This is a genomic window from Gilliamella sp. Nev6-6, from assembly GCF_001690605.1.
Lineage (GTDB): Bacteria > Pseudomonadota > Gammaproteobacteria > Enterobacterales > Orbaceae > Gilliamella > Gilliamella apicola_C.
The window spans coordinates 1-23770 of sequence record NZ_LZHP01000001.1 but is presented as its reverse complement, the minus strand read 5'-3'; the positions used below and the strand labels follow the sequence as shown (position 1 = coordinate 23770).

The following is a 23770-nucleotide window of genomic DNA, read 5'->3' as shown; positions in this document are numbered from 1 at the left end:
ACATTGTAGACGATTATCTGTACAATGTCCGCAGATCGTAAATTTGGAGATAAGTTATGTTTGAGCCTATGGTTGCAGATGCTGAGCCAGCAGCAGTCATTAAAGTTATTGGTGTCGGTGGTGGCGGTGGTAATGCTGTCGAGCACATGATTGCAGAGCATATTGAAGGTGTTGAGTTTTTTGCGGCAAATACAGATGCGCAAGCATTAAAAAGAATTAAGGTAGGTCAAACTATCCAGATTGGGACTAATGTTACTAAAGGGCTTGGTGCTGGCGCTAACCCAGAAGTTGGTAGAAATTCTGCTGAGGAAGATCGCGAGGTCATCCGCAGTGCAATTGAAGGTGCTGACATGGTTTTTATCGCAGCAGGAATGGGCGGAGGCACAGGAACAGGGGCTGCTCCAGTCGTTGCAGAGATAGCAAAAGAATTAGGTATTTTAACGGTTGCAGTTGTTACTAAACCTTTTAGCTTTGAAGGTAAAAAACGTATGGCTTTTGCTGAACAGGGTATTTCTGAATTAGCAAAACATGTCGATTCACTGATCACCATTCCAAATGACAAATTATTAAAAGTATTAGGTCGTGGAGTTAAATTGCTTGATGCTTTTGCGGCAGCTAATGGCGTTTTAAAAGGTGCAGTACAAGGTATTGCTGAACTTATCACTAAACCGGGTCTTATCAATGTTGACTTTGCTGATGTAAGAACAGTGATGTCTGAAATGGGATATGCCATGATGGGCTCTGGTAGAGCAAGTGGCGATAACCGAGCCGAAGAGGCAGCAGAAATGGCAATTTCTAGTCCATTACTTGAAGATATTGATTTATCGGGTGCTCGTGGTGTATTAGTAAATGTAACTGCAGGGTTAGATATTGGTTTAGAAGAGTTTGAAACAGTAGGTAGCACAGTTAAAGCGTTCGCTTCTGACAATGCAACAGTCGTTGTTGGTACAACGTTTGATCCAGATATGTCTGATGAGATTCGAGTAACAGTAGTTGCAACGGGTATTGGTATGGATAAACGACCAGAAGCTAAAATAGTTAAACCACCCGTGTCACACAACGATTTGTTTGGCCACAGCAATACATTAGGACAACAAGAAGAGAAATTAGCTAAGGTTGCTAATGAACCAACAGCTTCTCCACTTGATAATCGTGAGATTTTAGATATTCCTGCTTTTATCCGTAAGCAAGCGAATTAAAATGAACTTATTTGATTTTTTATTGTCAAAATCGATAGGAACACATAACAAAGTAGGTGCAAAGTGAAACAAAGAACATTAAAAAAGACTATTCAAGCAACTGGTGTTGGTTTACATACTGGTAAGAAAGTTACTTTGACATTACGTCCTGCGCCTGAAAATACAGGTATCATTTATCGTCGTACTGATTTGAATCCATATGTTGATTTTCCAGTGGATGCAAAATCAGTGCGAGATACCATGCTTTGTACCTGTTTAGTAAACGAAGATAATGTTCGCATTTCAACAGTTGAGCATATCAATGCTGCTTTAGCTGGGCTGGGTATTGATAATCTCATTATTGAAGTTAATGCTCCCGAAATTCCAATTATGGACGGTAGTGCAAGCCCTTTTGTTTATTTATTGCTTGATGCAGGTATTGCTGAACAAAATGCCTTGAAAAAGTTTTTGTGTGTAAAGGAAACTATTCGAGTTGAAAATGGTGATAAATGGGCCGAAATAAGACCTTATAATGGGTTTAGATTAGATTTTACCATTGATTTTCATCATCCTGCTATTGATAACAGTTCACAACGTTATCAGCTGGATTTTTCATCTGAGTCTTTTATTCGCCAAATCAGCCGAGCTAGAACTTTTGGGTTTATGCGTGATATTGAAGCATTACAATCTAAAGGTTTATGCTTAGGTGGTAGCTTAGACTGTGCAATTGTGGTAGATGATTACAAAGTACTCAATGACGATGGTTTACGTTTTGATGATGAATTTGTTCGTCACAAAATGCTTGATACTATTGGCGATTTATATATGAGTGGTCATAATATGATTGGTGAAGTAGTTTGTTATAAATCAGGTCATGCATTGAATAATCAATTATTACAAGCATTATTGGCGAAACAAGATGCTTGGGAATATGTAACATTTACAGAAGAGCAAACGGTGCCACTTGTGTTAGGCACTCAACAGCTTGTTTTAGCGTAAAATCATAAATAGTTATGTTTCATAAACGCTCCTATTAAAAATAGGAGCGTTTTTATTTTATATTTAAAGAGATACTAATATGAAAAATAGCCATTTTTTTGCCCATTTATCACGCCTAAAACTAATTAACCGTTGGCCTTTAATGCGTAATGTAAGAACCGAAAATGTATCAGAGCATAGCTTACAAGTTGCTTTTGTTGCACATGCTTTAGCTGTAATTAAAAATAAGAAATTTAATGGCGATGTAAACCCTGAACGCATCGCATTATTAGCAATGTATCATGATGTTTCAGAAGTAATAACTGGCGATTTACCGACGCCCACAAAATATTATAATCCGCAAATTACTGTTGAATATAAAAAAATTGAGAAAATAGCACAACACAAACTTCTTAATATGCTTCCTGAAGAGTTACAAGATGATTTTAAGACATTAATTGATGATGATTTTTATAGCGAAGCAGAAAAAAACATTGTAAAACAAGCTGACGCATTATGTGCTTATCTGAAAACAATTGAGGAATTAAGTGCGGGTAATAATGAATTTAAATTAGCAGAGCAACGTTTAAAAGAGACTTTATCTGAACGTAATAGCCCTGAAATGGACTACTTTTTAGATGTTTTTGTGCCAAGCTTTAGCTTATCATTAGACGAAATAACGATGTAAAACAACTTATTTACCCGCGTATTTTTATTTCGATCATGCTCTATAATTAAAATGGTTCTTTATATTTAGCATTCCATTTATAGTAGTCAAAAATAGATTCTCACAATAGTTATAAGTTATAATAAGCCCACTTGCTATTTGATTGTGATTAAATATTTTGGATGAAGATAACAAATATACACGTTTTTGATATCGACTCAAAGCAACCTGTAGACATCCAAAAGTAAATATTTTTACAGGCGACAGTTACCACAATGATATCTGTTTTTAGATAACTGATACAAATATATTTTAATAACTCTAACCCTGTAAGTTTTAGAATAAAAACATCAAGTAAAATTAAACCCACACAATTATCATGAGCAATGATACGCTGCAATAGGTTTTCTTAATTAGTTGAATCGCACAATTGAATATGCTCATTAAACGCATCAATGTTTGCTAACACTATAAAACCAATCTTACAATTATCTCCTTTCGCTAAATAACTTTTTTGAAATATACGTTGTGAGCTTTCTTCTAAAAGATTATCACCGTTATTAATGATTTCGATTTTATTTGGTGAAGAGATAAATTTAGTAGCGCTTTCAACTCGAGAGCGCAAACATTGTAAATATTAACAATACAACGCATATAAATATTTTATCAGCTAGAAATAAAGTGAAAACTAGCAAAAGAAGCTAATAAGCTTAAATTTAAGTGTTACTTGATTAAAAGGTATTTCATTGAAATTCAATATCTCTTTCCACCACAATGGTTTGAATTGATATTCATTACAAAATCTGCTAATAACATTAGTTAATTGACAGATTATTACTAATGCAATTTAACAGACTAAATAATTTGCTTATTTTACTGCGTTATTTATGCTTTCAGTTACTAATTTAGCAATATTTGGCTCAAAAGCATTGAATAATATATATTTTACCGATACTTTATGAGCAGTCACAATACTTGCTTATATTTTTAAAGTGATATTTTTAGCTTTTGCATCCAAAGATCCTTTAAAAATTCTGATAAATACTAATAGACTATTCATTTTATTTGGATAATCGCGCATCTAGCACTAATAATATAAGTATACATAGCTTTTTCTGCTTTGGAGTTGTTGAGTAATTAAGTAGGATTAAGATTGAAGTTAATAGTTTTAAACAGTAGAACGCTAAAATAGACTTAAACGCATATTTACCTAAAACTTTTTAAAAATAGCAATTAAAAATAACGTATTATTAGCGCAATAAACATTCTTGAATTTTATCAGCCTCTTTATTAAGTGCATCAATAACCAGATTCGGGTGAGCACTTTCAAGCGTTTTCACATTTTCAAATCCATCATTTACAACTGAACCTGTATATTGGTGAGCTTGTTTAATATTGCTAAATAGATAATGGATGTTATTTTGATGACGAGTTGCCGTTAGGATATAACTGATAAAATATTTAGTATGGTAAAGATAGTCAGTTACAGCATTAGCCACGACATGATTACCTTCAACTAATTTAATTGTGTCACCTCCGCTAACTGTGATTGCTTGCTGGCTCGGCACATTGTAATAAGGCCACCAAAGTGATCCAGAATAGTTTTCACTTGCTAATACCACTGGACCATTATCAAGTTCTTGCGCAATACATAAAGATAAAGAGGAGTGGAGGGCGGTAATTGGTCGTGATGTATTGTACTTATTTAATATATCAGCGCCTGACGAATTTTGAGCAATTTCAACACCGCTAGTCTGATAAATTGACAACATTTTTTGCGATGTGCAACTTGTTAGAATAGTTAAAACAGCCAAATAACCAATTAACTTTTTCATATCCCATCCTTTTTTGAATAAGCTCATCAATTCTAGCTTTTTGCATCCTAATTTACTAGTATTTATCAATAGTGAATACAAATTTAATTAAGGCTGAAGAAAAGGTTATTGATTAAGTATCTTTATAAGTGACAAAATTGCTCACAATGATTAGATGATTAATCTTCTTTACCACGGATTTTACGGGATAATCGTTTAAAACCATGAGTAAACTTTTTAATCGTCATAGCCCAAAAAGGCACCTTAATTATGATATTAAACCGTTCTTTTAATTCAATTGCGTCATTGGCTTTAGTTAACCAAATAAAACCTGAGTTAGTTAAATCAATGGCTTTGATTTTTCCATCAGGTGTTAAGATAAAATTGCCACCATGCACATCATTAGAGACCAGATTATAACTGTGCAGTTTTTCTATACAGTTTTTTATTTGTTCGCCATACTCTTTCATTTCTTCCCATTTTAAAGATCGTCCCTCAATAAAATTGAAAATCATATAATGACGCTTTGTTTTTTGGTCGAAAGCAACCAAATAAAGTTCATAAGCAATATCACATTTATCAAGCGATATTTTGGCGAGTTTACGAATTAAATTGAAATAAAAATCACCTGTAATTTTGGCTATCAAACGACGCTCTAAACGATGCTCAACGCCACCATCAATTTTAAAAATAAATTTGTCTTGCTTATGATTGATTAGATAAGTATATCGTTCAATTTTATCGCTTGGATCCAATAACTCATGATGTCCTTCTTCTGCCAAAAATTGGTCAAAAAGCTCTAAATAATTGATTTCGTCATTTTGCACGTAAGCAAATTTTAAATTGCCGCGTTGAACCTCAATAATTTTTGCAAAGTTATTCAAATTTATTATCCCAAAATACATCAAAAAATTTAGCTTATCTTAAACATTATCCGCGTTAAAGTAAATGGAACAGTAATGGGGACTCAGCGACATAGATTAATAACAACGATTTAGAATAATACATATTTGTTACTTAATAAAAAATGATATTATGGTGAAATTGTTTATTTATATTGCTGACATCTATGGCTAATAACGCTTCCCAATGGTTTTTATACATTATTAGAACAGCAAAACAATCACTTTATACTGGCATTACGACAGATATTACAAGGCGTTTTGAGCAACATAAAAATGGCAAAGGTTCTAAATATTTAAAAGCGCATCAAGATTTTAGCATTGTTTATCAAATTAGCGTAGGTGATAAATCCACAGCGCTAAAAATTGAGTATCGAATAAAACAGCTTTCTAAACAAAAAAAAGAGTGGTTGATTTTGCAGCAACCTAATTTTGAACAGTTATTGCAATCCCTTTCACTATAAGGTAATAGATTGTAGTGACTTAAGTTATTCATAATATCAACCAATTATTTTATTTGATTTTTTAGCCTTATATCATTGACGCTAATTGTAGTGGTGGTGATTTGATAGAAGTAATTTGCTTTTTAAATTCAGTTAATTGTTGGTGCCAAAAATCATCATCAGTGAACCATGGAAAGGCTATTGGGAAAGCAGGATCTTGCCAACGCGCTATAACCCATGCTAAATGGTGAATCATTCTCATTGCTCTCAAAGGCTCAATAAGTTTTAATTGATGGTTATCAAAAGGATAAAACTCTTGATACATTTCAATTAGCATATCTAATTGCAGACGTTGCTGTTTATGATCACCATGTAGTAACATCCACAGATCTTGGATTGCAGGCCCATTGCGTGAATCATCAAAATCAACAAACATCGCATTATTACGCCATAAAATATTGCCAGCATGGCAATCAGCATGTAAACGAATAGGTTGCCAATCATTGTGCCAATATTGTTCAACAGCTTTAATTAATTGCGCTAAGATTATTTTAAGATCGGATTGAACTTTATTGGGAATAAAACGACAAGATAACAAAACCTCTTGTGGATGATAAAGATATTCCTCTACTCCGATAGTTGGGCGGTATGAAAAAGATTGTTTTGCGCCTATTTGATGAATACGCCCGAGTAACATAGCAACAGACTCCATCTGTTCAATATTATCCATTTCATATTGCCGCCCACCCATGCTTGGAAATAGGGAAAACAGGTAACCGTGGTATTCATGTAGCGTCGTATTATTAAATGTTAATGGCGTAATAACAGGAATTTCCGCATCGAATAACTGCTGGGTAAACTGATGTTCTTCAAGAATCTGAGCTCGATTCCAGCGATGAGGCCGATAAAATTTAACAACATAACGGGTGTGATCTTCATCATGAAATTGATAAACTCGATTTTCATAACTATTTAAGGCGGTAAGGCCTGAATCAAGACGAATCCCGATAGACTCCAAACTATCAACAATTAGATCAGGCGATAACGAGTAATATGAAAAAGGGGTATTATCCATTAAATTGTTACCTTTACTGTTGGCTAAACCATTCATCTAATTTTTGTTTTAAAGGCTCTAATCCCATGCGCTTAGGCGAGGAAAACGGCGCAACGATAATATCCCCTTGAAAAGGCAAAATGGCTTCTTTAACCATGTTAACTTGTTTTTTTTGTGCTCCAGAAGCAAGTTTATCGGCCTTAGTAAGTAATAACATGACAGAAATATTAACTGAAACCGCCCATTGAATCATCTGTTGGTCTAAATCTTTTAACGGATGCCTTATATCCATTAGAACAACTAACCCTTTCAGGCTTTCACGTTTTTGTAGATATTCCCCTAAAGATTTTTGCCATTTACGTTTTATGGCTTCGGGAACTTGTGCATAACCATAACCTGGCAAATCAACTAAACGGCAATTTTCTTCAACCTCAAAAAGATTAATTAACTGAGTTCTTCCCGGTGTTTTACTTGTTCTGGCTAGCGTTTTTTGATTGGTTAATGTGTTGAGTGCACTGGATTTACCCGCATTAGATCTGCCAGCAAATGCCACCTCAACACCACTATCACTTGGTAAATGAGAAATATCAGGCGCGCTTAAAATAAAATGAGTTTTTGCGTAATTTAATGGTCGAATTGTTGTCATAAAAAAATACCTTTAAGCGCACAACGGCACTTAATTGATTAAAATGCCGTTACTGTATAGAAAAACTCAAGCATTGACAACTTTTTCGACTGCTTTTGTCAAACGTGCCATCCCTTCTTTTATCTCATCTTCGGATATAATCAGCGATGGGGTAAAACGTAACACATTTGAGCCTGCATTTAAAATCATCACTTTAAACTCGGCCGCAACATTTAACAAATCACGGGCTTTATTATGAAATTCAGGTTGTAACTCAACACCTAATAATAAGCCTTTACCTCGATATTCTCGGAACAATTTGAATTTATCATTGATTAGCTCAAGTTCTTTAATAAATAAAGCTCGTCGAATTTGCACGCCTTCAAGTACTTCAGGAGAATTGATAATATCAAATGCTTCACAGGCCACAGCGCAGGCCAAAGGGTTACCGCCATAAGTTGTGCCATGTACGCCAGGATGCATAACAGAAGCAATTTCATTCGTTGTTAACATAGCACTAATTGGGAACCCACCACCTAATGCCTTAGCAGAGGTTAAAATATCAGGTTTTACATCATATTGCTGGTAAGTATATAAACGCCCTGTTCTCCCCATGCCACATTGGACCTCATCAAATACAAGTAGCGCTTGATATTCATCACACAGCTTACGTACCCCTTGTAAAAATTCAGGTGTTGCTGAGGCTAAACCGCCTTCACCTTGTACGGGCTCTAAAACAACAGCACAAGTATGGTCATCCATTACAGCCTTAACAGCATCCAAATCATTAAAAGGCACATGAATAATATCAGCAGGTTTTGGACCAAAGCCATCAGAATATTTAGCTTGCCCGCCAACCGACACAGTAAAAAATGTACGTCCATGAAATGATTGATAAAAGGCAATAATCTTAGTTTTATAAGGATTGTATTTTTGTATTGCGTAATAACGCGCTAATTTAAACGCCGCTTCATTAGCTTCTGCGCCTGAATTTGCAAAAAAAACACGATCAGCAAATGTGTTATCAATCAGTTTTTGCGCCAACTTTAACGAGGGCTCATTAGTAAAAACATTACTCACATGCCATAGTTTTTCACTTTGCGCTTGTAGCGCTTTGACTAGTCTTGGATGACAATGCCCCAGCGCATTTACAGCTATCCCCCCCGCAAAATCAATATATTCTGCACCATGCTGATCCCAAACGCGACTACCGAAACCTTTTACAGGGATAAAATTTGCTGGTGCATAAACAGGTAAAATAACTTTATCGAATAGTTCACGGGTGATTTTTGGCTGCATGATTGAATCCTCATTTATTGTTATTAAAGTAGTTTATGTCATTTTAAGTGAATTAATCGCGGTGTAAAGTAAATAATTATTCATTTATTTTATATTAATATTCATTTAATGACGATTTTAATTTAAAACTTCTACAATTATTTTCTTCTTATCTACAATTATTTTCAGGTATAATCAGCCATCGTTTGCTAATTGTACTTAAAAGAGATAAAAATGAGTCGTGTTATTTATTGCCATTATTTAAAAAAGAAAGCAGAAGGTTTAGATTTCCAACTATACCCAGGAGAGCTTGGCAAACGTATTTTTAATGAAATATCCAAACAAGCATGGCAAGAATGGCTTAAAAAACAAACTATGCTAATTAACGAACATAAACTCAATATGATGAATTCTGAACACCGAAAAAAAATTGAAGCAGAAATGGTCAAGTTTCTATTTGAAGGTAGAGAGATTCTGATTGATGGATATAAACCCCAAAATTGAGATGCAAAATGAAAAAAAACAAAAAAATCATTGCGTTATTTATTATCACAAGCCTTTTAACTGGTTGCCCGAGCAAAAAATCGAATAATAACGATTATTACGCTAAAGATACTAATGCTTTCAATATTTTAATTAGCCAGTATGCCAATAACATTGAACAAATCTGGGGGCCAAAAGAAGTCCTTATTGCAGGTCCTAAAGACTATGTTCAATATGAAGATAATCTGCAAACACGTGTTCATATTAACTTTGTTTCGGGGGTGATCACAATCGAAACGCTGTCTGATTCACCAATAAGTAATTTGAAAGAAGCGATAGTTTCAACATTACTGATGTCAGAGCCCGTCGATATTATTCGTCGTGATAAAATTAGCCGAGATTTATCCCAAGATCCATTTTTATACAATCAGGTATTAGATCAAGAGCACCAACCTATCCGTTGGAGTGGTAGAGCCAACAGCTTTGCTGATTATGTATTAGCGAATAATTTGAAACAGCGCAAATCAGGCTCACATCAAATTACTTATGTTGAAATTAAACTGGTTCCTAACCACATCAATCAACGAGCACGAAAATTTTTACCACTTGTCTCTGAAGCGTCTAATCGCCATTTGATTGATGAACGTTTGATTCTAGCAATTATGGAAGTTGAATCAGCATTTAACCCATATGCTGTTAGCCGCACTGATGCACTAGGACTCATGCAAGTACAACAACATACCGCTGGTCGTGATATTTTTAAATTACGTGGCAAATCAGGAGAGCCAAGTCGAAAATTCTTACTCGATCCTCGTAATAACGTTGACATGGGAACGGCCTATTTATCCTTGCTAAAAACCAAATATCTAGCAGGAATTAATAACCCAACATCATTGCGATATGCCATGATTACATCCTATAACGGTGGGGCTGGTAGTGTATTGTCTACTTTTGATAAAGATCGCAACAAAGCTATCCGTATTATAAACTCAATGACACCACAACAAGTTTATCAAAAATTAGTCACCTCTCATGTTTCTCAAGAATCACGTAATTATCTGATCAAGGTCAGTAGGATTTTAGAAAACAAATAAACACAATAGCATTCCCTCTTTACACGCAAACAATTTATACGTAAACAATAAAGAGGGGGCTTAGTTCTAAAAATACTAAAATGCCCTCAAAACAAGGCATTTTAAATCTTAAAAAAACTTCAGAAAAATAATTGATTTTATTGGTTTTTTTATTTCTATAAAAATCAATACTTTTACCCCAAAGGCTAACGCTACGCCTTATTCGGCGTTAGAATGTGCTATCGACTGAACAAGATGCAGTTTTTTCAGAAACAATTCAGTGCCGTTGTCTTAAAACTCAGCAACAGAGCCGGATAGCCATAAGCTATATTCTACAACCATACGCAACCGTTAAATTTCGCCCTCTCCTACTCGAACGTTATCATCAATCGTTAATTTTATTTGCAAACGGCAGCCCCCCCAAACAAAACTATTGCAAAAAAACTATTCCAAAACAGCAAAAAATAGTTAAAAAATGACGTAAAACAGTTAATTTTCATAAAAAACAAAACAAAAACTCAAATAAAATCAATGACTTTTTAGCTATTTTTAAGCAATTACGCTTATTTTTAAAATAACTAAGGTTGCAATACGGTTAATCACCGATAAACACTTCATATAAAAAAGATAATAATTTGATAGGTTGTTTTCGTTTTGCATCTTTGTCTATTTATCGGTATAGTGACACCATTTTTATTGCTTGGTTATAAATCATAAAGACAATTTCATGTCTATTTATCAAAAATTTGTTATTATTGTTATTGTTGGAATGTTACAAATTCATTATTTGTATGCGGACGATAATAAGCAACTGCAATCTTTACGCCACTCTATCGAGGAGCAAGAAAAGCGTTTAGCCCAGCAAAAAAAAGAACGGTCAAAGCTTGTTAATGCACTGAAAGAGCAAGAAACCGAAATAGCTAAACTATTAACTTCTGTTGAAAAAAATGATTTATCACTGAGAAAGCTCAATCAAGAGATTAATAGTTTAGTTAAGCAAATTGAGCAATTAACGATAAAACAAAAACAGCAACGGAGCGTATTAGCCAAACAACTTGAGAGTGCTTTTAAACTAGGTAATATGACAGGGTTAGAACTGATTTTTTCTGGCGAGAAAAGTGAGCGTAATAATCGTATAATGACTTACTATGCTTATATTAATGAAGCAAGGCAACAGCAAATCCAAGCTCTTGAAGATACGCAAGCTAAATTGACTGAAAAGCGTGCGCAATTAGAAAAAAAACAATCTTCGCATAAAACATTACAAAGCAAGCAGAAAGAGCAACAAGCAGAACTTGAAAAAAATCGCGAAAATCGACAAAGCACGATAACCGATCTTGATTCAGCGATGCAAGTTAATCAACAAAAATTAATGGATTTGCGTAATAATGAAGCTAAGTTACAAGCTAAAATTGCCCAAGCAAAGCAAGAAAGCAAGCGCATAGCAGAAGAAGAAATAAAACAAGCAAAAAATATTGAAGAAAAACAAAAAAATAAAAGTTACATCCCGAATCCTGACGAGCAAGCTTTAATGGCGCGTGTGAGTGGTATAGGAAAACCTCAACACCAATTTAATTGGCCAGTTAGCGGTAGTGTTGCGCATAGGTTTGGTGAGCGGCTACAAGGGGAATTGTATTGGAAAGGAATGGTGATTAATGCTAAAGATGGTACTCAAGTTAAAGCCATTGCTGATGGTCGAGTTATTTTAGCCAGTTGGCTACAAGGTTATGGTTTTGTTGTAGCACTTGAGCATGGTAAAGGTGATATGAGTTTATATGGTTATAATCAACGCATGTTAGTTGAGGTGGGCGATAGGATCCTCCATGGGCAAGCTATAGCGCTGGTAGGATCCAGTGGCGGTCAACGCACCCCAGCGTTATATTTTGAAATTCGCCGTGATGGTAAGGCGCTTGATCCAAGTGGATGGTTAAAATAGTGCGTTGTTTTATAACTATTTTTATTATAATTGTCTTTGCGCTAAATACACATTGTGTTTGGGCGGCTAAGCTTGCACTTGTTATTGATGATTTTGGTTATCGTCAGCATAATGAAGAGCAAGTTATTAGGCTTTCACCTAATATCACTGTAGCTGTGTTACCTAACTCACCAAATGCTGCGCGTATGGCTAATATTGCTCACCAACATGGTAATGATGTAATAATTCATTTACCTATGGCACCACTTAGTAAACAGCGACTAGAAAAAGACACTTTATTTCCATCAATGGACGAAGCGCAAATAAGTCGGATTGTAAATAATGCAATTGAGCGTGTGCCACATGCTATTGGTTTTAATAACCATATGGGCAGTTTGATGACAGCAGATCTTAACGGAATGACTAATGTGATGAAGGCATTAAGCCCGCATTCAATGTTTTTTTTAGATAGCAAAACAATTGGCCGAACACAAATAAAAAAGGCTGCCAGTTATTATGATGTTCCAGTGCTAGCGCGTGATGTATTTTTAGATGATGAGCAAACTGAGCGAGCAATTAGCCGGCAATTTGATTTAGCCGTCAAATTAGCGCGTAAAAAAGGCGTTGCTATTGTTATTGGACATCCACATCCACAAACGATTAATGTATTAAAAGCAAAACTTGCTAAGTTACCTGCGGATATTGAATTAGTTAAAGTTGGTAAATTAGTTACATCATCACCTAATGCAACGAATTATCCAGCTAAATACCAAAGAATACTGAAAAATATTGCGGATAAATGCCAAAATATTATTGATAAATGCAAAGAACGATTTGAAGAATTATCAACCCTTGCTACTGAGAATGAATAATCATGGTTTCTTTTCTAACGTTCGATGGCGAATTTGTACTTGTTTATTTTGTGCCTTAAAAAATTCAGCTAATTGTTCAACAATAAAGACCGAACGGTGTTGCCCTCCTGTACAGCCAATAGCAATGGTTAGATAACTGCGGTTATTTTTTTCTAACAGCGGTAGCCATTGATTTAAGTAATTAGCGGTTTGATAGATGAAATTTGAGACTTCTTCATACCTTAATAAATAGTCTTTAACAGGTTTGTCTAATCCTGTTAGTGGACGCAAACTAACTTCCCAATGAGGGTTAGGTAAAAACCTAACATCAAACACAAAATCCGCATCAACAGGTAAACCATGTTTGAAGCCAAATGATTCAAAAATGATCGTTAATTCTCGTTCTTTTTTACCTAAAATACGCGATCTTAGTATATCAGATAGTTCATGAACCGAAAGATTATCGGTATTAATAACTAGGCTTGCATGCGATTTTAACGGCTCTAGATATTTTTCTTCTAAATCGATGGCTTCTTCAAGAGAATATTGTTGATTAGTTAATGGGTGCGTACGTCGAGTTTCGCTATAACGTCGAATTAAGGTATTTGGGCTACAATCAAAAAAAATAATTTCGGGTATAACTGATGCGGCTAAGCGTTGAAAGATATCACTATTAAAATCAAATTGTTCAGGTAAATTTCGGATATCAATGCTAACAGCAACAGGGGTATTATTGTCTTTTAGTGAATTGGCTAATTGAGGTAATAAAACAACGGGGATATTATCAACACAATAAAATCCCATATCTTCTAGCGCTCGCAAGGCAACGGATTTGCCAGAACCAGAGCGACCACTTACTATCAGTAAAATCACAATATTAACTCCGATATCATTGATGCATTAAGTATATACTGTTTACTTATTAATATGCAATTTCGAGTATACATAATATAGTGAATAATTAATATTCAGTTTTAATTTTACTAATCAATTGTTTTAGTGCTTGACCTCGGTGCGATATTTGGCTTTTCTGTTCTTTGGTTAGTTGCGCCGCTGTACAACCCAATTCAGGCATATAAAAAAGCGGGTCGTAACCAAATCCACCGTCGCCTAGTGCTTCAGTTAAGATTAAACCATGCCATTTTCCTAAGCAGATAATTGGTGTTGGATCATTTTCGTGGCGCATAAACACCAGTGCACAATAAAAGTAGGCAGTACGTTTTTCTTTGGGAACATTGTTTAATGCATCCAATAATTTTTGATTATTGCTTTGATCATTACCGTGTTCACCAGCATAACGCGCAGAATAAATTCCTGGTTGTCCGCCAAGAGCATCTACCGATAAGCCAGAGTCATCAGCAATGGACGGCAGTCCTGTTAATTTAGCGGTATGCCGTGCTTTTAAAATAGCGTTTTCAATAAATGTTAAACCTGTTTCGTTAGCATCAGGTACATTAAATTGGCTTTGTGCAACAATATCAAAACCGGCATCAGTGAGTAACCGTTGCAATTCATTGACCTTGCCTTGATTATTGGTTGCTAACACAATTTTTTGCATTTTGAATTCCTTTATATTACTTGTTTATTCATTATTGGCTTGAGCTGGTTGTAGCCCACACTTGCTAATTTTATGTTGAATTTTTAAAAATCAGGTTCGCAACTAAATGTCATACTTTCACCTGTTTTAGGGTGATTAATCGTCAACAATTGAGCGTGTAATAGCAGCCTTTTTGACATCGCAAAAGCATCAGGATGAGCATAGAATTTATCACCTAAAATGGGATGGCCGATGGCTTGCATGTGAACACGTAATTGGTGCGACCTGCCTGTAAATGGGAATAATTTTATGCGAGTTGTGTTGTCTGGATTTCTGGATATCACTTGATATTCAGTTAGCGCAGGTTTGCCATTTTCTAAATCAACCATTTGTCTTGGGCGATTAGGCCAATCACAAATTAATGGTAACTCAACACGGCCAATATCTTGCTCAAGATGCCCATGTACGACCGCGATATAAATTTTTTTAGGGATACGTTCTCGAAACTGTTTTTTTATTTCGCGATCAGCTAATTTTGACAGTGCAGCAACCATGATACCGCTGGTTGCCATATCAAGCCGGTGAACGGATTCGACATAGCTATATTTTTGTTGCAAACGATGAATAATGCTATCAATAAATTGTGGTTTACTGCCTGAAACTGACAAAATACCAGGTTGTTTATTGACAACCACAATATGGTCATCTTGATGTAAAATGGACAGCCAAGGTTCGATAGGCGGGTGATATTCTAAAAGCATTTATATGTGACAATTCGTAAAATAAAATTGCCACACATTCTAACAAACTCAACAAAAAGTGCCAGTTTTATAAATAAAGTTACTTATTCCAGATTGAACCTTTTGGCGATGTGAATATCTGTGAAATTAATACAGCTAAACCAAAAATCAGGTAACAAGCAAAAATAATAATCATCCATTGTGACATTTCGATAGTTAAAAATGTCCAAATTTTATCGGCACAAGAGCCATAAGCTTTAAACATACTAGGAAGCAACGAGTCTAAGGGGAACCACGAAGGGAATTGAGCGTTAATCGAACAAGTATCACTTAAATTAGGTTCAAATTGTAAATGGGCATGAAATGTTGCTAGCAAAAAGCCTTTATAAGCGCTAATCATCCAAATTAAAATACCGATTAATCGAACAATAATGTTACGAGGAGCAATGAGCCCAACAATGCTAGCTAGCATAATGCCTAAAATAGCACAACGTTGGTAAATGCAAAGCGTACAAGGAGCAAGCCCTAAGCTATGTTGAAAATAAAGCGCGATTATTTCAAAAGCAAGTGTGGAAAAGAACAATAAGAACCAAGCAAATCTACCTTTTGAGTATTGATTAAGCAGTAATAACATACTATTTTATTCCTCCATATTCCGTTATAATCTTTCTTCTTTAATTATACTGAATATAATCTATCTTATTTTTTAATTACGATAGTGTAGTTTATTTTTTTATAATGTAAACGACTTTATTTATTGATAGCGGATTAATCATTTTCTATGGACTCAACAGTTCCACAAACAAAATTACAAGTCTCATTTGTTACTATTTCAGAAGAAAATGCGACACAGCGTATTGATAATTTTTTAATCACCTATTTAAAAGGTGTGCCAAAAAGTATGATTTATCGCATTTTAAGAAAAGGTGAAGTGCGTGTTAATAAAAAACGGATCAAACCTGAATATAAATTAAATATTGGCGATGAAATTCGAATCCCACCTGTTCGAATGACAGAAAAAGCCATGCCAGAAATTTCAACCAAGCTAAATAAAGTCGCCGATTTAGAAAAAGCGATTATCTATGAAGATGATGTCTTATTGGCGATTAACAAACCATCCGGTATTGCCGTACATGGTGGCAGTGGTTTAAGTTTTGGGGTAATCGAAGCATTACGTGCTTTAAGACCTGAAGCAAAGTTTTTAGAACTAGTGCATCGCATTGATCGCGAAACTTCAGGGGTACTATTAATTGCTAAAAAACGCTCCGCATTAAAATCCTTACACGAACAATTACGCCTTAAACAAATGCAGAAAAACTATTTAGCTTTGGTTAAAGGTAACTGGTCTTCTGACTGCAAAGTCATACAAGCGCCATTGCTCAAAAATGTGTTAAAAAGCGGTGAGCGAGTCGTGAAAGTCGATAAAGACGGTAAGCCATCAGAAACACGTTTTAAAGTTGAAGAGCGGTTTGATTTTGCAACTTTAATAAAAGCAAGCCCCGTTACTGGGCGAACACATCAAATCCGCATTCATACACAATATGCCAACCATCCAATTGCTTTTGATGATCGCTATGGCGATAGACAATTTGATGCATTGTTAGCAGGAACAAAGCTTAATCGATTATTTTTACATGCAGCAAGTGTTAAATTTATTCATCCTAAAAGCTTACAAGAGATGCAATTAAATGCACCGATGGATGATACTTTACAGGCTTGTTTAGCCTATCTTAGAAAAGATAAATATAAGCGAACCGATTCTTAAAATAAACAAGGTAGTAAGTGCGAATGAAAGATATTAATTTATACTTAATTAGACATGGCCAAACGGAATGGAATATTAAAGATCAGATGCAAGGATCTCAAAATTCACCGTTAACCGAACAAGGCATTTTGGGTGCTAAAATAACAGGGCAATATTTAAAAGATATTCCTTTTATGCAAGCGTACTCAAGTACACAACAACGTGCGATGGAAACACGCGATTATATTGTTAAAGAAAATAATCTTACTATTCCCACTTTTGAGCTTGCCGATCTGCGTGAAATGGATTTTGGCATTTGGGAAGGTAAACATGTCCCTCTGTTGAAAAAGACGTTTCCTGAATTTACGACTTATTTAACTGATCCAGCTAATTTCGACGCTTCAGTTAATCAAGGTGAAAATTATCTTGATATACTAACGCGTATGAAGCAAGGATTAAACACCATTGTTCAAAGCGCGACTCAAGATACGGGTAATATTTTGGTTGTGTCACATGGGACAGTATTACGAATTTTACTTTGTGTGTTAAATGGTGGCGATTGGCGTTTACATCGTGATGAAAATTATTTTCCTCGAATGCTAAATACTAGCATTAGCTTGGTTAATTATAAACAAAGCCATGAGCATCCTGAAGGGGCATTTACGGTAAAATTCTTCAATAATGTAGATCATTTGTCTTAAAAAATAACCTGATTTATCATTTTCTCGACTAATATTATTGCAAGAATTAGTCGAGATATGATCATTAAAGTTTGTTATCGTTTATAAACAGCATAACGTTTTTGCAACTGTTTTAATTGATTAATTCTTGCATCGATTTTAGAAATCATTGTTTGATTGCCTTTGGTTTGATTTTTAGCATTTTGTAGTAATTGTATTGATTGTTGGAATTGACCTTCTAATGCAAGTAACTCTGCTTTAGCACTCATTTCTTGAGCCCTTGAACGTGATCCACCATAAGCTGTAACAAGTAAATCCCAACCATTGGTATCATCATTATGGTCAAAAGTGTAACGATGCAATAACGTGACGGCTTGTTGGTAATTTCTATTTTTTATATATGCATTAGCAAGATTCAATTGCAAAGCTGAGCTGTCTGGGGCTTTTTTTAATGCGGCTTGTAAGCGAGTAATGGCTGCATCGTTATTGTTGAGCGCCAAATCAATATCAGTCATTAAATCAATATACCAAATATTATTTGGATCGCGGTCTAATAAGGGTTGTAACTGCTGTTTTGCTTTTTGGTTATTACCACTCAAGTTGTCAGCTAATGCGTTACCATAAATAACAGCTGTTTTAGTTTGTTCGTTATTGATCTTTTTGTAATCTTCAAGTAATCGTTTAGCAGTATTTTTATTTTTAGTTATTAAGATTGCTAATCGTGCTTTTGCTAAATAATAATTTAATGATGGCGATACACTTTTTTTACTGTATTGCATTGAGCGATTGCGAATATCCGTTAACCGACTATTGGGTAATGGGTGAGTAAGTAATATTTCAGGCGCTTTACTACTAAAACGGCTTTGATCAGCCAGCTTTTGTAAAAACTCCGATGAAGCATAAGGATCAAACCCTGCTTTGGCAAGCGTTCTTAAACCGACACGATCAGCTTCTTGCTCATTGCTTTGTGTAAAACTAATCATATTTTGAGTTGAGCCTGCCATGGTGCTTGTCATCGCGGCCATGCCAGCTTCCGGATTCGCTAATGTTAGCAATAAAGAGCCTAACGTTGCCCCCCAAACATAAGGACTATTTCGACTTTGATTTTCCATCGCTCTGGCTAAATGCCGTTGGGTGACATGACCAATTTCATGAGCCATTACTGACGCTAGTTGACTTTCATTATCAGTATCTAATATTAATCGTGAGTGAATAACAACATTTCCCCCAAAAAAGGCAAATGCATTTAGCACATCACTTTTCATAATATAAAAATGGAAAGGCGTTTTTACTGATTCTGATTTAGCAACTAATTTTTTACCTAAATCATTAATATATTGGCTTAAAACAGGGTCGTTTATAATTGGAGCATCGGCTCGCAACATTCGTATATAATAATCGCCCATTTCCATTTCTTGGCCAATACTTAATGTTGTAGCAGCAGCGGTACCTATATCGGGTAGGTTAATATTATCAGCATAAACAATGGACGAGCTTTGTAATAATAACGAGGTAGATAGTGCAAATGCGATGGCTTTTTTTAACATTATTTCAACCCATTGATGTAAGATTTTTATTGATTTATTTTAGCCGAAAAAAAGAACAATATCACTTTGAATTTATACTCAACATTTTCTTTGTTAAGTATTTGTGGATGTTTATTTTTGAAAATTAAAAGTAGTTTTGCAAAAAATCACGTTACGCTAGTTGTTAATTAGTATTGGCTTTATGGCAGCTAAATAATAACAATACAACAGTAATAAGCTAATTACTGTTGTATTGAGGGTAATGATCCCCAATTTTATTATGTTTTATAACTAGTTAGCAAGTTATCTTAATGTTAAGCTAGCTTGCAACGAGTTTTGATAAATTCAATAATATTATCAACTTTTACCATTTCTTTATCGCCACCAGCACGGTGTTTATATTCCACTTCGCCATTATCAAGATTACGCTCACCAATGACAATGGTATGAGGTATACCGATCAATTCAGCATCAGCAAACATGACACCAGGACGTTCTTTACGATCATCAAAAAGCACTTCAATGCCAGCTGCTTGCAGATCTGCGTAAAGTTTTTCGGCTGTCGCTTGCACTTTTTCTGATTTGTGCATATTCATTGGAATGATCACAACACTAAATGGCGCAATAGCTTCTGGCCAAATAATACCTCGATCATCATGGCATTGTTCAATAGCTGCCGCTACAATACGACTAACCCCAATACCATAGCATCCCATAATCATCACATGGTTTTGCCCATCTTCGCCTTGCACTGTCGCTTTCATGGCTTGTGAATATTTTGTGCCAAGTTGGAATATATGCCCAACTTCAATGCCACGTTTGATTTGTAATGTACCTTTGCCATCAGGACTCATATCGCCTTCAACCACATTACGAATATCTTCAATACGTGGTAGGGAAACATCACGCTCCCAATTAATGTTAAAATAGTGTTTGTGATCAATATTAGCGCCTGCGCCAAAATCGCTCATAACAGCAACATCACGATCGATAATAATTGGCATGTTTAAATTAATTGGACCTAATGAACCAGGACCGGCGTTAACTAAAGCACGAATTTCTTCTTCGGTTGCAAATTCAAGGGGTGAAGCAACGATATCAATTTTTTCCGCTTTGATTTCGTTTAAAGTATGATCGCCTCGAACTAATAATGCCACTAACTGATGACCGCTTTCTTTAGTTGCTTTTACCATTAGGGTTTTTACCGTTTTTTCAATTGGCAAATTAAACTGCTGAACTAATTCATCAATCGTTTTTGCATTGGGAGTATCAACCAGTTCCATCGCTTTAGTTGGCTCTGCACGTTGTTGTGTTGGTGCTAAAGCTTGCGCCATTTCAATATTAGCGGCATAATCTGACTCCGTTGAGAAAACAATATCATCTTCCCCACTATCCGCTAGCACTTGGAATTCATGAGACCAATTACCACCAATTGAGCCAGTGTCAGCACGTACTGCTCTAAAGTTTAAGCCTGCGCGTGTAAAAATAGCGCTATAGGCTTTATACATATCATCATAAGTTTCTTGTAATGATTCTTGTGAAGTATGGAAAGAATAAGCATCTTTCATAATAAATTCACGCGAACGCATCACCCCAAAACGAGGACGCACTTCGTCACGGAATTTAGTTTGAATTTGATACACATTAAGAGGTAATTGTTTATATGAGCTAACTTCATTACGCAGTAAATCAGTAATCACTTCTTCATGAGTTGGACCTAATACAAAGTGACGGTCGCCACGATCTTTGATTCGTAATAGCTCAGGTCCATATTGTTCCCAACGACCGCTTTCTTGCCAAATATCAGCAGGCTGTACAACTGGCATTAATACTTCTATTGCGCCAGCTTTATTCATCTCTTCACGGACAATATTTTCTACTTTTTTAAGCACACGGTAACCAGTGGGAAGCCAAGTATATAACCCTGCGGCAACTTTACGGATCATACCGGCACGTAACATTAATTGATGGCTAATGACTTCTGCATCGGCTGGTGTTTCTTTTAATGTAGATAGAAGATATTTACTGGTTCGCATACATTTATCCTAAAAAATAATTGATGTATTAAATATAATAAAAATGTAAGCTAGTTTAGCAGTACCTTGCATAACACTAAAGTAATTTTATTGGCAATTATTGATAGTCAAAAACATTTATAATAAATTAGCCAATATAAACAATACAATAAAATCAATATGAAGAAATTAAATTTATCGCACTTCGTTACCACCGTTTTTGTAATTTTGGTACTATACCAACCAATTAAATTGATTACCTATTATTTAGTTGATTTTAGTTATGACAAAATAATGGAATATATGTGGATTTATGATGACATGTGCTATTACTCTGGTGAATCAGATAGTGGTGAGTATGATTACAGTAAAGATTGTTCTATTTGCAATCAAATAAGCCCATATAAAAACAATGACATGTATATCCAAAAAGAAGGTAATGGCTATATTGTTGGCCGTGATATGATGAAAAAAATTTATTTGAAGAAAAAACCTGATTATATTTCTTTTGAGCGATTTACAGGAGGTGAGCTGTATGTAAAGGATCTAGAAACAGGTATAACATGTACTTTTTATTCATACGAATAATTTAATAAGAAAGTAAGTGGTTATGAAAATAATGAAACTAAAAAAATTAAAAATATCGCATATTATTTATCTGCTATTAGTCTTTGCTATACTCTATTATCCTGTGAAAATAACCAAATATCATTTAATGGATTTAAGTTATGATGAAATTTTAGATTTTGGCTGGCGAGGAGACGGGTGTAAAACTAAAGATGGTGATTGGGTAGATTCTATCAATTGTCCTTGTGGCACAGGATTGATAGAACCAGATGATTCTTATAAAATTAGTAAAGAAGGGTATTTTTATGACAATGATAAACTCTTTGGCAAAGCAACCCTCAAAAAAAAGCCAAGTTATTTTTCTGACGGTGGAATTTTAACAGGTGGTGAGTTAGAAATTGAGCATTTAGAGACAGGAATAACCTGTTATTATGACTCTGTTTTAGATTAATCGGTCATTGTGCCAATTTGAGAGACTGTTCATAATTCTGTGTCAGCTTAATTCACAAAGAGATTACCTTATCAAGACGATTAGGAAAAAATATCATCAATTGTGACAATGCTAAATTCCAATTTTGGATTGGCATTGTCCATTTTTTCTCCGCATTTTGCAACCCTAAATACAGCAGCTTAAGTAGGCTATTTTCATTAGGAAATCCGCTTTTTGTCTTTGTTAATTTACGAAATTGTCGATGAATTGACTCAATAGCATTGGTGGTATAAATCACCTTACGAATAGGCTCAGGATAGCGGAAATAAGCTGATAAATTATCCCATTTACGACGCCATGATTGGATGACGATTGGATACTTATCGCCCCATTTTTTTCTCAAGTTCATCTAATGCATCAATTGCTGCTTCACGAGAGACCGCCTTGTAAACAAGTTTCAAATCGCTCATAAATGCTTTGTGATGTTTAGAGGCAACATACTTAATTGAATGGCGGATTTGATGAATAACACAAAGTTGAACCTCTGTTTGTGGGTAAATAGTATTAATCGCTTCAGGAAAGCCAACTAATCCATCGACACAAGCAATTAAAATGTCATTTAATCCTCGGTTTTGTAAATCGGTCAACACCGATAACCAAAAATGAGCCCCTTCGTTTTCAGATAAATACAAGCCTAATACTTCCTTTTTTCCGGCTAAATTAAGTGCAAGTACAGTATAAACAGCCTTGCTGTGATAAACCCCATCTTCTTTTACTTTATAATGAATTGCATCCATCCAAACAAACGGATAAAGCGATTCTAGCGGTCGTTGTTGCCATAATCTGAGCTCAGGAATGATTTTATCTGTAATGGCGGTTAAAGTTGCAGGAGAAAGACGAAAAGCATAAATCTCTTCAATATGCTGGCTGATATCTTTATAACTCATCCCCAGCGCATACATACTGAGAATTTTTTGTTCAATTTCATCGTTTAATGTTGTCTGATTTTTTTTGATGAGTTGAGGTTCAAATGAACCGTTTCTATCTCTTGGTGCATCAAGTTCGAAACTGCCTGATGAGCTTTTTATTGTCTTTGAACTCTTACCATTACGCCGATTAGGGGTAATGTCGTTGGCTAAATGAGAATCTAATTCCGCCGATAACGCCGCTTCTGTTAGCTGCTTGATTAATGGCGTTAAAATACCATCTTTACCCGTTAGCGGTTGACCATTTTGTAATAATTTTAATGCTTTTTCAAAATCAAATTCTT

23 protein-coding genes and 1 pseudogene are annotated in these 23770 nt (G+C 35.1%); 12 read left to right on the top strand and 12 right to left on the bottom strand.

Annotated elements, in window-relative coordinates; all coding sequences use genetic code 11:
- Window positions 1–56: 56 nt before the first annotated feature.
- The 3 genes from ftsZ to yfbR all read left to right on the top strand — a co-directional run bounded on the left by ftsZ (window position 57) and on the right by yfbR (window position 2844).
- Window positions 57–1199 (top strand): cell division protein FtsZ, encoded by a 1143-nt coding sequence (gene ftsZ / locus A9G42_RS00130; RefSeq protein WP_065581893.1) that lies wholly within the window; start codon window positions 57–59, stop codon window positions 1197–1199.
- 63 nt (window positions 1200–1262) lie between these two features.
- Window positions 1263–2177 carry a UDP-3-O-acyl-N-acetylglucosamine deacetylase gene (gene lpxC, locus A9G42_RS00125; RefSeq protein WP_065581892.1) on the top strand — a complete coding sequence of 305 codons (915 nt, stop codon included), beginning with the start codon at window positions 1263–1265 and terminating at the stop codon, window positions 2175–2177.
- A gap of 79 nt (window positions 2178–2256) precedes the next feature.
- A complete protein-coding gene (gene yfbR, locus A9G42_RS00120; protein WP_065579759.1) occupies window positions 2257–2844 on the top strand; it encodes a 5'-deoxynucleotidase in 588 nt (195 codons plus the stop codon).
- 1229 nt (window positions 2845–4073) lie between these two features.
- Here the strand turns inward: yfbR and A9G42_RS00110 are convergent.
- Both A9G42_RS00110 and A9G42_RS00105 read right to left on the bottom strand, forming a co-directional pair.
- On the bottom strand, window positions 4074–4658 hold the full coding sequence (locus A9G42_RS00110) for a hypothetical protein (protein ID WP_065642190.1): 585 nt from the start codon (window positions 4656–4658) through the stop codon (window positions 4074–4076).
- A 158-nt stretch (window positions 4659–4816) separates the two neighbouring features.
- The gene (locus A9G42_RS00105; RefSeq protein WP_179854575.1) at window positions 4817–5521 is read right to left on the bottom strand and encodes a lipopolysaccharide core heptose(II) kinase RfaY; all 705 of its coding nucleotides are present in this window, start codon (window positions 5519–5521) and stop codon (window positions 4817–4819) included.
- Window positions 5522–5706: 185 nt separating this feature from the next.
- Here A9G42_RS00105 and A9G42_RS00100 point away from each other — a divergent pair, with 185 nt between their 5' ends.
- Window positions 5707–6003 (top strand): GIY-YIG nuclease family protein, encoded by a 297-nt coding sequence (locus A9G42_RS00100; RefSeq protein ID WP_065652287.1) that lies wholly within the window; start codon window positions 5707–5709, stop codon window positions 6001–6003.
- A 67-nt stretch (window positions 6004–6070) separates the two neighbouring features.
- On the opposite strand, the gene A9G42_RS00095 is transcribed toward A9G42_RS00100, so the two are convergent.
- The 3 genes from A9G42_RS00095 to A9G42_RS00085 all read right to left on the bottom strand — a co-directional run bounded on the left by A9G42_RS00095 (window position 6071) and on the right by A9G42_RS00085 (window position 8960).
- Window positions 6071–7057 carry a serine/threonine protein kinase gene (locus A9G42_RS00095; RefSeq protein ID WP_065652309.1) on the bottom strand — a complete coding sequence of 329 codons (987 nt, stop codon included), beginning with the start codon at window positions 7055–7057 and terminating at the stop codon, window positions 6071–6073.
- 13 nt (window positions 7058–7070) lie between these two features.
- A complete protein-coding gene (yihA, locus tag A9G42_RS00090; protein ID WP_141671989.1) occupies window positions 7071–7673 on the bottom strand; it encodes a ribosome biogenesis GTP-binding protein YihA/YsxC in 603 nt (200 codons plus the stop codon).
- Between the two features lie 75 nt (window positions 7674–7748).
- Complete coding sequence (locus A9G42_RS00085) at window positions 7749–8960, bottom strand: aspartate aminotransferase family protein (RefSeq protein ID WP_065652286.1); 1212 nt, start codon at window positions 8958–8960, stop codon at window positions 7749–7751.
- Between the two features lie 213 nt (window positions 8961–9173).
- Here A9G42_RS00085 and A9G42_RS00080 point away from each other — a divergent pair, with 213 nt between their 5' ends.
- The 4 genes from A9G42_RS00080 (at window position 9174) to A9G42_RS00060 (ending at window position 13282) form a co-directional block, all read left to right on the top strand.
- Complete coding sequence (locus tag A9G42_RS00080; protein ID WP_065588356.1) at window positions 9174–9443, top strand: oxidative damage protection protein; 270 nt, start codon at window positions 9174–9176, stop codon at window positions 9441–9443.
- A gap of 8 nt (window positions 9444–9451) precedes the next feature.
- On the top strand, window positions 9452–10516 hold the full coding sequence (mltC, locus tag A9G42_RS00075; protein ID WP_065581883.1) for a membrane-bound lytic murein transglycosylase MltC: 1065 nt from the start codon (window positions 9452–9454) through the stop codon (window positions 10514–10516).
- Between the two features lie 706 nt (window positions 10517–11222).
- A complete protein-coding gene (gene envC / locus A9G42_RS00065) occupies window positions 11223–12431 on the top strand; it encodes a murein hydrolase activator EnvC (protein ID WP_065588354.1) in 1209 nt (402 codons plus the stop codon).
- Window positions 12431–13282, top strand: coding sequence for a divergent polysaccharide deacetylase family protein (locus tag A9G42_RS00060; protein WP_179854574.1), 852 nt, complete (start codon window positions 12431–12433; stop codon window positions 13280–13282). The genes envC and A9G42_RS00060 overlap by 1 nt, the downstream gene beginning before the upstream one ends.
- On the opposite strand, the gene rapZ is transcribed toward A9G42_RS00060, so the two are convergent.
- From rapZ to dsbB, 4 genes are all read right to left on the bottom strand, one after another.
- Complete coding sequence (gene rapZ, locus A9G42_RS00055; RefSeq protein WP_065652284.1) at window positions 13283–14134, bottom strand: RNase adapter RapZ; 852 nt, start codon at window positions 14132–14134, stop codon at window positions 13283–13285. It lies immediately after the preceding gene.
- An 88-nt stretch (window positions 14135–14222) separates the two neighbouring features.
- Window positions 14223–14819 carry an XTP/dITP diphosphatase gene (locus A9G42_RS00050; protein ID WP_065581879.1) on the bottom strand — a complete coding sequence of 199 codons (597 nt, stop codon included), beginning with the start codon at window positions 14817–14819 and terminating at the stop codon, window positions 14223–14225.
- A gap of 83 nt (window positions 14820–14902) precedes the next feature.
- A complete protein-coding gene (gene rluA, locus A9G42_RS00045; RefSeq protein ID WP_065652283.1) occupies window positions 14903–15559 on the bottom strand; it encodes a bifunctional tRNA pseudouridine(32) synthase/23S rRNA pseudouridine(746) synthase RluA in 657 nt (218 codons plus the stop codon).
- A gap of 79 nt (window positions 15560–15638) precedes the next feature.
- Window positions 15639–16172 carry a disulfide bond formation protein DsbB gene (gene dsbB / locus A9G42_RS00040; RefSeq protein ID WP_065652282.1) on the bottom strand — a complete coding sequence of 178 codons (534 nt, stop codon included), beginning with the start codon at window positions 16170–16172 and terminating at the stop codon, window positions 15639–15641.
- A gap of 147 nt (window positions 16173–16319) precedes the next feature.
- Here dsbB and rluC point away from each other — a divergent pair, with 147 nt between their 5' ends.
- Complete coding sequence (gene rluC, locus A9G42_RS00035) at window positions 16320–17303, top strand: 23S rRNA pseudouridine(955/2504/2580) synthase RluC (RefSeq protein ID WP_065652281.1); 984 nt, start codon at window positions 16320–16322, stop codon at window positions 17301–17303.
- Window positions 17304–17326: 23 nt separating this feature from the next.
- Window positions 17327–17983: a histidine phosphatase family protein gene (locus A9G42_RS00030; RefSeq protein WP_065566529.1), complete on the top strand. Its 657-nt coding sequence runs from the start codon at window positions 17327–17329 to the stop codon at window positions 17981–17983.
- Window positions 17984–18057: 74 nt separating this feature from the next.
- Here A9G42_RS00030 and A9G42_RS00025 read toward each other — a convergent pair whose 3' ends face one another.
- Together A9G42_RS00025 and proS are read right to left on the bottom strand one after the other, a co-directional pair.
- Window positions 18058–19509, bottom strand: coding sequence for a beta-barrel assembly-enhancing protease (locus A9G42_RS00025; protein WP_065652280.1), 1452 nt, complete (start codon window positions 19507–19509; stop codon window positions 18058–18060).
- A 293-nt stretch (window positions 19510–19802) separates the two neighbouring features.
- On the bottom strand, window positions 19803–21524 hold the full coding sequence (gene proS, locus A9G42_RS00020) for a proline--tRNA ligase (protein ID WP_065652279.1): 1722 nt from the start codon (window positions 21522–21524) through the stop codon (window positions 19803–19805).
- A gap of 159 nt (window positions 21525–21683) precedes the next feature.
- Here proS and A9G42_RS00015 point away from each other — a divergent pair, with 159 nt between their 5' ends.
- Together A9G42_RS00015 and A9G42_RS00010 are read left to right on the top strand one after the other, a co-directional pair.
- Complete coding sequence (locus tag A9G42_RS00015) at window positions 21684–22091, top strand: hypothetical protein (protein ID WP_141672016.1); 408 nt, start codon at window positions 21684–21686, stop codon at window positions 22089–22091.
- A 22-nt stretch (window positions 22092–22113) separates the two neighbouring features.
- Window positions 22114–22521 carry a hypothetical protein gene (locus A9G42_RS00010; RefSeq protein ID WP_065572375.1) on the top strand — a complete coding sequence of 136 codons (408 nt, stop codon included), beginning with the start codon at window positions 22114–22116 and terminating at the stop codon, window positions 22519–22521.
- A gap of 52 nt (window positions 22522–22573) precedes the next feature.
- Here A9G42_RS00010 and A9G42_RS00005 read toward each other — a convergent pair.
- Window positions 22574–23770, bottom strand: a pseudogene (locus A9G42_RS00005) (IS256 family transposase); the annotation flags it as partial.

What these genes read in the sequence shown, in the direction of transcription:
- ftsZ (WP_065581893.1), top strand. Translation starts at nt 57, where the DNA reads ATGTTTGAGCCTATGGTTGCAGATGCTGAGCCAGCAGCAGTCATTAAA.
- yfbR (WP_065579759.1), top strand. Translation starts at nt 2,257, where the DNA reads ATGAAAAATAGCCATTTTTTTGCCCATTTATCACGCCTAAAACTAATT.
- A9G42_RS00110 (WP_065642190.1), bottom strand. Translation starts at nt 4,658, where the DNA reads ATGAAAAAGTTAATTGGTTATTTGGCTGTTTTAACTATTCTAACAAGT.
- A9G42_RS00100 (WP_065652287.1), top strand. Translation starts at nt 5,707, where the DNA reads ATGGCTAATAACGCTTCCCAATGGTTTTTATACATTATTAGAACAGCA.
- A9G42_RS00095 (WP_065652309.1), bottom strand. Translation starts at nt 7,057, where the DNA reads ATGGATAATACCCCTTTTTCATATTACTCGTTATCGCCTGATCTAATT.
- A9G42_RS00085 (WP_065652286.1), bottom strand. Translation starts at nt 8,960, where the DNA reads ATGCAGCCAAAAATCACCCGTGAACTATTCGATAAAGTTATTTTACCT.
- A9G42_RS00080 (WP_065588356.1), top strand. Translation starts at nt 9,174, where the DNA reads ATGAGTCGTGTTATTTATTGCCATTATTTAAAAAAGAAAGCAGAAGGT.
- mltC (WP_065581883.1), top strand. Translation starts at nt 9,452, where the DNA reads ATGAAAAAAAACAAAAAAATCATTGCGTTATTTATTATCACAAGCCTT.
- envC (WP_065588354.1), top strand. Translation starts at nt 11,223, where the DNA reads ATGTCTATTTATCAAAAATTTGTTATTATTGTTATTGTTGGAATGTTA.
- A9G42_RS00050 (WP_065581879.1), bottom strand. Translation starts at nt 14,819, where the DNA reads ATGCAAAAAATTGTGTTAGCAACCAATAATCAAGGCAAGGTCAATGAA.
- rluA (WP_065652283.1), bottom strand. Translation starts at nt 15,559, where the DNA reads ATGCTTTTAGAATATCACCCGCCTATCGAACCTTGGCTGTCCATTTTA.
- dsbB (WP_065652282.1), bottom strand. Translation starts at nt 16,172, where the DNA reads ATGTTATTACTGCTTAATCAATACTCAAAAGGTAGATTTGCTTGGTTC.
- rluC (WP_065652281.1), top strand. Translation starts at nt 16,320, where the DNA reads ATGGACTCAACAGTTCCACAAACAAAATTACAAGTCTCATTTGTTACT.
- A9G42_RS00030 (WP_065566529.1), top strand. Translation starts at nt 17,327, where the DNA reads ATGAAAGATATTAATTTATACTTAATTAGACATGGCCAAACGGAATGG.
- A9G42_RS00025 (WP_065652280.1), bottom strand. Translation starts at nt 19,509, where the DNA reads ATGTTAAAAAAAGCCATCGCATTTGCACTATCTACCTCGTTATTATTA.
- proS (WP_065652279.1), bottom strand. Translation starts at nt 21,524, where the DNA reads ATGCGAACCAGTAAATATCTTCTATCTACATTAAAAGAAACACCAGCC.
- A9G42_RS00015 (WP_141672016.1), top strand. Translation starts at nt 21,684, where the DNA reads ATGAAGAAATTAAATTTATCGCACTTCGTTACCACCGTTTTTGTAATT.
- A9G42_RS00010 (WP_065572375.1), top strand. Translation starts at nt 22,114, where the DNA reads ATGAAAATAATGAAACTAAAAAAATTAAAAATATCGCATATTATTTAT.